This window comes from Succinimonas sp. (assembly GCF_045225735.1).
Lineage (GTDB): Bacteria > Pseudomonadota > Gammaproteobacteria > Enterobacterales > Succinivibrionaceae > Succinimonas.
The window spans coordinates 1-8,307 of record NZ_JBGVBR010000049.1 but is presented as its reverse complement, the minus strand read 5'-3'; the positions used below and the strand labels follow the sequence as shown (position 1 = coordinate 8,307).

Genomic DNA, 8,307 nt, shown 5'->3' with positions numbered 1-8,307 from the left:
GAACCACCCTGCTCCCGAACCGGATAATGTTGAAGGAATCCGTATCTCTGAGCAGCTCCAGAATCCGGGAAAGAGCAACCCGGGCCTGAGAAATGGAATCACCGCTCATGGATCCCGAGCAGTCCACAATGATGTCCAGATCCCGGGGCAGTCTGCTGTCCTCGGCGCCGAAATCCGGAGTTATGGCCACGGCAGCCACGTACCCCTCTCCATCACGGCCCAGACAGGCATAAGGAGCCGGTTCGGCCGGATTCCGGATCTCCAGAATGAGATCCCGATCGGCAAAAGCGGAAATTGCAAAATGCGCGCCGTCCTCCCCTTCCGAGCGCTCCATGCTGTGGGTCGGACAGGAAATATCAAATTTTTGCAAAGCCCCGGTAACAACTACCTCACAGATCAGGGCGTTTTTGGCCTCCAGAGCGGTAACGGGAGCCTGATAAGCTTCAATGCCGGCCTTTTCGGGAGAACCGTATTTCGGAGCCACCACCGAAGGAAGATAAAACCGCAGCAGGGAACCGTTCCAAATATTGAACTCGGCATAGGTAAAGGAGATGGAGATCTTCTGACCGGCCAGAATGTTCCCCACGCTCATGCTGTAAAGGCCCTCGTCGATCTTTTCCAGCATGGCGGCGGAGTCCCCCTTCTCCACGGCGTCCTCGTAAACTTCCCGGGCCTTGTTCTTCTTCAGCACCTCGCCGTGCTTGGTTTTGCCGTCAATGGTTACGGTGAATTCCAGCAGAATGCCGTTCAGAGGCAGAGGAAAGGAATACACGGCCTCAATGTTTTTGCTTTCCTTGTTTTCATAGTTCTGGGTCATGGTAACCCGGGAAAGCACATCGTTTATTTCGGCAGTGACACTGATGCCGGTCAGCGGCACCGGATGTCCCGTTTTATCCTTCAGAACGGCTCCTTTATTCTTCGCTTCGCTCTTCATCGCTTTGTTCTCCGTTAGGTGTGTTGTCAATTACTGGCTGATTCTGATTCTGCTTGATCTGATCAAAACAACGCATAATACCCTGCGTGAGCTCCCGTACCTCCTCAGGAGTAAAGCCGGCCTCCGCGGGATCGATAACCAGCTCCGCCCCGGGTCTCAGAAAGATATGACTCTTTACTGAAATATCACCGGTACTGCGGCGTCTTGCCGGAATATCCGCGGCCCCGGCGGAATTATCCAGAAGCTCCCGGATGCGATTAAGGCTGATGCCGGCATTTTGCCATTTGCGGATTTCCAGCAGCCGGTCAAGATGGCTTACCAGGTAATACGCTCCGCGGTTGGCCCCCTCGGGACGCGGCACGATGCCGATCTGCATATAAAATCGGATGGTGCGGCGAGACAGAGAGGTCAGGGCGCTTAGCTCTTCGAGGGTAAAATGCTTTTCGTCATTCATGGTCATGGTATCAAATTTAACACCTGTGCTGTCACATATTTACTGTAAAATATTTCAGTTGCATATTAAAATTGCGAAGATGATAACATTATCTCAGAAAAGACCATCTTTTGGACGGGGAACGATTAAGAATCTGACAGAATACTCAAAATAAATCATGCCGCCATGAAAACCCGCCGGAGCGGCTTACCGCGGCAGCCCGGCCCGGAACCGCTCCTGACAGCGGTTTCCGGCTGCGGAGCTCTTATCTGACATCAGCCCCGCTTTCATGAAAACCCGGTTCCGGGCGTCATAATCACCTTTCCGGTCCGGGGCAGCGCGGCCGGAATATTCTCCCCTCCGGAAGACCGGATCAGCATCATCCGGGAAGGAGTTATCACTTTTCAAAACCCGTCTGTAAGCTCCCTCATAAAAAAAGCCTTCCGCTGTTGTCACGCCTGCGATCTTGACTTACCTTACTCTTAAGACATCATTTCCGGCGGAAGACAGGCATCGCATCGGAGCCTCGGAGTTCCGCCTCTGTTCCCCCTGATCCTTTTGCGACTTAACAGGATAACCATGCTGCAAGATTACATTGAAAACTTCGCCAATTCTCTGGGGGTAAAACCCGGGGATCAGGCAAAAATCGAAGCCGAAGAACTGACCGGAGACTACACCGTTACCCTGAATGACAAGCTGGTCTGCTCTATCGGGGAAACTCCCGCCCCTGACGGCGGAGCCCCTCTTTTGCGCTTCTCCGTGGCCTTTTGCGGTTCCGAAGAGGATGAAAGGCCGCAGGAAGATGGCCTGAAGACGCTCCTTGATGAATACGCCCGCATGGATGCCCGGCTTCTGGAATCTCCCCTTCTGGGACGGGCCTCCTTAGTGCTCCTCCCGGATCGGAATATTATCGGCCTTAGAACGGAGTTCAAAGAGGAGGGACTGACCCCGGAAATGTTTAACCGCCGCCTGTTCAGCTTCGCCAAAACCGCCCTTTTGATTTCCGGAGAGCCGGAGGAAGAGGAGACGGAACCTGAGGATAACAGCGAAGACTCCGTTCTGGTCACTGACAAGGACATTAAAAGAGCCCGAAGCGTCTTTCAGGATCTGCTGTCCCGCATGGGCATAACCGAGGAAATGCTGCAGGAATCCCTGAACCGGCTGGAGCTTTCTCCGGATTTCGGAACGCGGATCACCTTTAAAAACGCCTCCGGCTGTCTCGTGATTGAAAATTCCCTGCCCCGGCTTCGGCTGACGCCTGAGTCCATGGCCAAACTTATCGCTGAAAACGTCACTCACCAGGAGCTTTTTCAGTTCAGCTGGCGTTACCAGGCCCTGACTTTGGAGCAGATTCTGGATCTCACCGCCGAGAACCAGGCTCCTGACAGTCTGGCCGCCGCTTTTGAGGAAGCCCTGGGGAAGCAAAAGCTCCTGATTGAGAAGTTTCTGGAAAATACCGATCTTCTGGAACATGAGAGTGAGGACGGAAACAGTCAGGACACAGAGCCGAACTTTTTCGGGAGCTCGGTATTTTTAGAAGTCTGAGCGCCTCTGTTCGCAGGCGCTGCATTGCCGCGGCAAAAATATTTGTCACCTTTTTTCCGTGAGAGCGTTTTCATAGCAGATAAGACATAAAATGGCAGCGGATTCTTTGCCATGCTGAAAGGACGAGACGCATAGCTCCCCTTCACTCAACTGAGAAGGATTATCACCATGACCGACCACGCTAATTTTGGCGCTTTGAACACCGCCGAGCTTGCCGCTTTGAAAACCTCCGATCTTCGGCAGTATGATTTCAACTCCGTCAAGGATACCCTGAGTGACCGCATAAAAAGTCTCATGGATCAGGAAGGAGCCTTTTCTCTCGATTCCAAAGGCGAACTCATCGTGGTTAATCCTCCTAAAAAGCGGGATAACTGCATTTACAGATTTTTCAAGGGGCTCTTTAACTCCCAGTACAAGGAGCAGCAGCGGCAGTTTGACAAGGTGACCGCGCTCCAGCGCAATGCCTCATTTAACGAAGTGCTCAAGACAGCCCTGACTAAAAGCATTGCCGAGAAAAGCAGCTCCGCAGCCCCGCCCCCGGGGGCTCAGGAGAACGAACAGAAAGTTTCCTCCATGCTGAGCGATCTCTTTTCCTGGAAGTCCAACAACGTAACCCTTAAGGACATCAAGCTGATGACCATTGCTCAGGAAGGCAGCTCCGGCAAAGCCGGCATTCCCATAAAAGGCGAATCGCTGACCCCGGCGGAATTCATCCACAAATATGCCGCCCACCTGAAGACCGCCAATAATGACCTGCATATGACCCATGCCATATTATCCCGTATCACCGCAAATCCTGAAGCCTTTGCCTGCATCAATGCGCAGGAAAAGGCCTCCGCCCTGAACACTCTGCTCTCCCAGCCCAGAACCAGGGGAATCCAGGACAAAATTAACCAGATCCTTCAGGACATTATGGCTGAAATCAATGACAGGATGTCAGCCTTTGCGGAAAAAGCTCTTACCTCCGGCAAGGATGTCACGGAAACCGCCCGCAAGCTTGCGGAAATCTATGACAGCCTCTGCGCTCCCGCCAGCGGAAATCAAAAAACTGACAGGGCTTTCATGACGAAGATTTTCGGGGAGAACGGAGCTCTGTCCAAGGCCGGCAATCTGCGGCAGGCTGCAAATCCCCAGTACTATACCGAAAAGGATTCGAATTTCCGCTACAGCGGCGCCATGATAAAGCTTAAAGAGCAATTGCCCGATCTGAACCTGACTGACAAGCAGCTGGGGGAGATCGTACGGGGACTCAGCGGCAACTACCAGAAAGACATTTCCGACAGTACCATAAAGCAGTTTGCCGATATCAAAAACATGCTGCCCAAAATGGAAGGAACCCGCATTTTGCAGGTATTCGACCATCTCAGCGATCATGGCTCCAAAGAAATCACCCCTGAGGCCCTGAAGCAATATGCCGGCATTTTCAAAGCCCAGCACTCTCTTTTGGTAAGCATTAAAGAACTGCAATCATCCAATCCGCTGGAGCGCATATCCGGAATTCACAAGCTGACACAGCTTTTCCAGGATGTAACCGGCATTACCGACAAGAACGAAATGTCCGGACACATGAAAGAATTTTTCTCTCATGTCGGGCATGCTCTCCCCCTCTCCTGCTCCGTCTTTCCTAAAGAGCTTGTAAACACTAGCGTAACACCTGAAGTTTTAACAGCTCTCAAGGGTCTTAAGACAGCTCTTAAGGACAGTCTTGACAGCATGTCAGAAACGATGACTCCGGCACTTAAAAGCAAGCTTGAACTCAAATTCAGCTTTGTTAACTCCTTTATGGACGAAATCAGAGACCATATGAGCACTGGCAATGACCACACAGCCATAATAGCCCCGGATGACCAGCCGGCGCCGCAAATGAAAACAGCAGCAGAACGTCTGATAGCGCTGGAGGCTTTGAACGAAGATGAGTCCTTCAACAAGGAGCTGGACAAAGCTGCCGATGAGATGAAAATGAATGGGCCTCAGTCTCGGAACCTCGCCAGGATGGTGATGAGAGATCTGACGCTTTGCGCTCTTGTCGACAATACAGAATATTTGAATGACCTCAAGGGTAATTACAAAAAGGTAATAGAAGATGTCGCCAGCAAGATGAATAATAATCAAATGCTCAAAAATATGCTGTCTGTGGACGCCATAACCGCTGAGCATCTGAATAAGGTTATTACGAACAGCGTGCTCACAAAAGAGGCCGTCAATAACCACTATGCCGCTGAGCTGCATTCCAGACTTAAGGCAGTTACCCCCACTACAGTTCATGATGTATTCCTGAGAGATACTCTGGGAGAGAGTTTAAAACTCGGGGATAACGATTTCTCCTGGGGGCCGAACGAAGAACAGCGTAAAGATAATGCCGAGAAAGTTTTTAACCAGATGGTTCCGGAAAAGTTCCGGGGTTTTGTATCCAGCTTCGTGATGCAGGGAGGGATGCCCAATCTTATGTCGATGAATTATATGGGCATGGATGCTAAAGAGAACTTAATAGAAAATCAGCAGAATTGCCTTCATCCCATGATACCGGACTTGAGCACTCTGTTTAAGCATAATATTTCTTCTTCATTCAGCTGCACGAATCGCGTCAGCAAAAGAGACGATAACACTCTGGAAGTTAAAACTGTCGTAACGCTCGGATGCACATTAACCGGTCAAGATTTTAAAGGCATGATTAATAACCTTAAGCATCTGACCGGGTCCGGAACATATGCCGAGTACGGGATGCAAACCTTTGAGATGGTGCATGTCATTAATCTTGAGGCCGGCGTGCATGATGTGAAAGGCACTGTCAAAGACCCCAAGAATCCCAAGAACTACATAGAAGTCGATATTCCCAACGTTCCCGTAGATATGAAGCTCGAAAGCATCACTGTAAAAGCTCCCCAGAGCAAATCAAACATAGATTTTTAATCTCTGGCCGCCGGCAGGCTCTCCGGGCTGCCGGCTAAGTCCGCCGGGAACGGCTTTTTTCTTTTCAGCGCGCAGGCTGCGCGGAGTTGTTCGGCAAAAAGATAATTTCCTGAAAAACCCGGTTCAGGGCATCGTAATCCCGCTTCCGGTCATCGGGCAGCGCGGCCAGCATTTCCTGCTGGGCCTCAAGCTCAGTTTCAATGAAAGCGCTGATTACCGGGATCCGGGGGCGGAGATCCTTTTCCGCTATCTGCTTCTTGATGTCCAAAAGGCCGCTTATGGCACCTCTGAGTTCCCGGGGCAGATCCTGATCCCTCTCCAGAAGCTCGGTAAACAGCAGCGGCGGAAATTCGTGCCGGATCTCGATATGCCGGGCGGACAAAAGCGGCCGGAGCGCATAGAAATACTTCTTGTAGCTCAGGCTGTCCCCCTGAAGATGGTTCATGAAGGTATTTTTGGCGAGACCGTAATAATGACGGACAAGAGCCTTTTCTGAAAAGTATGCCCCGAACACCCCGCTTACTCTGTCCCATTCCGGCGTGGTGCGGTAGATTATGGGGGAATGCCGCCACTCAAACATGGAGGCATTGCCCTTGTAAAGCTGTCCCAGAGCCTTTTTAAGATCCCAGCCGTTAATGTCGTAAACCGCATCCAGCTGCCACTCAATAAAGTCCGCTCCTTCGTTGATGCGGAGATACTGCGGGAGCGGCCTTACGTAAATGAACCGGACGTCATAGTCGCTGTCCGGAGAAGCCAGTCCCCATGACCTGCTGCCGGATTCCGCGGCGTAAATAATCCGTACGCCCCGCTCTTCCTCGATCCTGTTAAGTCTGTCGGCAATTTCCTTCTGCATATCCATATCTGCATCCTCCGTGATGTCAGGGTTACGGGCCCTGCAGGCATAAAGCAGCTTCTCCGTTATTCCGGAAAAACCGCAAAGACCAATGGGATACGGCCCAATTGGTAAATAGTTAAATGACAGGCGCGCGGCAGGAAGAATTCCTGTTCCAAGGCTTAAACACCTTTTCAGGAGGAGCCCAGTCTCCCGGTCACCGCATAGTAGTTAATCCGTTCCACAAAACGTCCCACCGCCGCCATGTCCGGCTCTTCCGGAAGACTAGTGCGCCGGACGGCCTCGTCCAGCTTTCTCTCATATTCGTCCACAAGAGCGTAAAAATCCCCGGAATAGGTGCCGTCGCTCAGCATGTAGTCCCCTCTCCGGATGGCCAGAAGCACCGGAAGATCCTCCGCGCGGTGCGTAATGATTCTTCTTTTTTCCACAATGTCCCGGGCCATCAGAAGGAGCCGCACAAGATGCATGGCATGCTTGTTAAGATGGTTGTCATCCTTCTTTTTGTTGCGGCCGGTAAGCTTGTCATATTCCCGGAGCACGCCCCGGATCTGTCCCGCCAGATCCGAAAACCGTCTCAGGGGATAGTGATGCAGTGTGGCGTCGGCGAATATCTCCGCATCCATATCGGGATCGGCGGACTTATCAATGGTGAGCCTGAAATCGCTGAGATCCAGCCCTTCCCCGCGGTTTCTCCGGTTAAACTCCTCGATGGCGCTCTTTACGGAATTCATAATGTGCTTCTCCCGATCCGCCTGAGGGAGCTTATCCCGGGCCAGGGCATTCTGGAGCCGCCGGAGCTGATCATTAGCGTATCTTCCGAAGCTCTTTACCGCCCTTAAGGACAGAAAAATCCCGGCATTGTCGATGAGCTCCTGCCCCAGGGGAGACTTTATCAGGTACTGATCATCATCCAGTCCCAGGATCTCGCAGGTATTTGGATTGCATTCCAGAAGAAGCTTCACCATCTTGTTAAAGCTGTAGATAACCGTGTCGGTTTTGTCATCCACGTACTGCTCAAATTCCGTGAGGCCGATGAGATCCGAGGGCAGGTTCAGCGTGATCCCCCGGAAATCCACATCGCTTCCTTCACTGCTGGTGCCGTAGGCGTGACTGCCTCCCAGTCCCAGGAGCATGATGCGGTCTCCCAGTCTCTCGTTCCGGCGGATAAAGTCGTAGCTCTCAGATTTCAAAAGCTCCTGAAAATCCATAAGGTCTCCCTGTGCTGCGGCTCTCAGTATGACAGCAGCAAAATTCCCGGTTTTCCCAGCTCTTTGGAAACAACTCTCCATCAAAAGATGGCCGAGCCGGGAAAGCTATAAAATGTCTGTCGGTATAATTATGCATTTTAAACTCCGGAAACGGTTTGTAAAGAGCCTGTATCTGAACACGGCAAAAAATAACGATTAAACCATCGCATAGCGACTTAAGAGCGGATTGCTTGCTGAATGAGATGCGACAGCAGGATGAATGGGCGGGAAACAAGGACTGGTTCGTGTAGTAGAACGATACAGGAAATTCCCGTTTCCGGAAAAAACGACTCTCTCCGGCAAACTCCGGAACGCACTGAATCGGCGGGGCCCAGACTTAAAAGGCCCCGTATCTTTCGATGCGGAGCCTTCGTCTTAGCAATCA

Annotated in this window: 6 protein-coding genes; 2 read left to right on the top strand and 4 right to left on the bottom strand. The window is 51.6% G+C overall.

Annotated elements, in window-relative coordinates; all coding sequences use genetic code 11:
• Both ACJROR_RS01780 and ACJROR_RS01775 read right to left on the bottom strand, forming a co-directional pair.
• Nucleotides 1-934, bottom strand: a 934-nt coding sequence (locus ACJROR_RS01780; protein WP_406545601.1) for a VIT domain-containing protein, incomplete at its 3' end; no start/stop codon positions are given.
• Nucleotides 912-1,394, bottom strand: a complete 483-nt coding sequence (locus ACJROR_RS01775) for a MerR family transcriptional regulator (RefSeq protein ID WP_406043124.1) — start codon at nucleotides 1,392-1,394, stop codon at nucleotides 912-914. The genes ACJROR_RS01775 and ACJROR_RS01780, both read right to left, overlap by 23 nt.
• Nucleotides 1,395-1,946: 552 nt before the next feature.
• Here ACJROR_RS01775 and ACJROR_RS01770 point away from each other — a divergent pair.
• Together ACJROR_RS01770 and ACJROR_RS01765 are read left to right on the top strand one after the other, a co-directional pair.
• Complete coding sequence (locus ACJROR_RS01770) at nucleotides 1,947-2,912, top strand: hypothetical protein (protein ID WP_406545600.1); 966 nt, start codon at nucleotides 1,947-1,949, stop codon at nucleotides 2,910-2,912.
• A gap of 168 nt (nucleotides 2,913-3,080) precedes the next feature.
• On the top strand, nucleotides 3,081-5,822 hold the full coding sequence (locus ACJROR_RS01765) for a hypothetical protein (RefSeq protein ID WP_406545599.1): 2,742 nt from the start codon (nucleotides 3,081-3,083) through the stop codon (nucleotides 5,820-5,822).
• Nucleotides 5,823-5,886: 64 nt separating this feature from the next.
• On the opposite strand, the gene ACJROR_RS01760 is transcribed toward ACJROR_RS01765, so the two are convergent.
• Nucleotides 5,887-6,681 (bottom strand): DNA polymerase beta superfamily protein, encoded by a 795-nt coding sequence (locus ACJROR_RS01760; protein ID WP_406545598.1) that lies wholly within the window; start codon nucleotides 6,679-6,681, stop codon nucleotides 5,887-5,889.
• A gap of 167 nt (nucleotides 6,682-6,848) precedes the next feature.
• On the bottom strand, nucleotides 6,849-7,883 hold the full coding sequence (locus ACJROR_RS01755; protein WP_406545597.1) for a DNA polymerase beta superfamily protein: 1,035 nt from the start codon (nucleotides 7,881-7,883) through the stop codon (nucleotides 6,849-6,851).
• Nucleotides 7,884-8,307: the final 424 nt, after the last annotated feature.

Coding starts and splice junctions, on each gene's coding strand:
- ACJROR_RS01775 (WP_406043124.1), bottom strand. CDS start 1,394: ATGACCATGAATGACGAAAAGCATTTTACCCTCGAAGAGCTAAGCGCC.
- ACJROR_RS01770 (WP_406545600.1), top strand. CDS start 1,947: ATGCTGCAAGATTACATTGAAAACTTCGCCAATTCTCTGGGGGTAAAA.
- ACJROR_RS01765 (WP_406545599.1), top strand. CDS start 3,081: ATGACCGACCACGCTAATTTTGGCGCTTTGAACACCGCCGAGCTTGCC.
- ACJROR_RS01760 (WP_406545598.1), bottom strand. CDS start 6,681: ATGGATATGCAGAAGGAAATTGCCGACAGACTTAACAGGATCGAGGAA.
- ACJROR_RS01755 (WP_406545597.1), bottom strand. CDS start 7,883: ATGGATTTTCAGGAGCTTTTGAAATCTGAGAGCTACGACTTTATCCGC.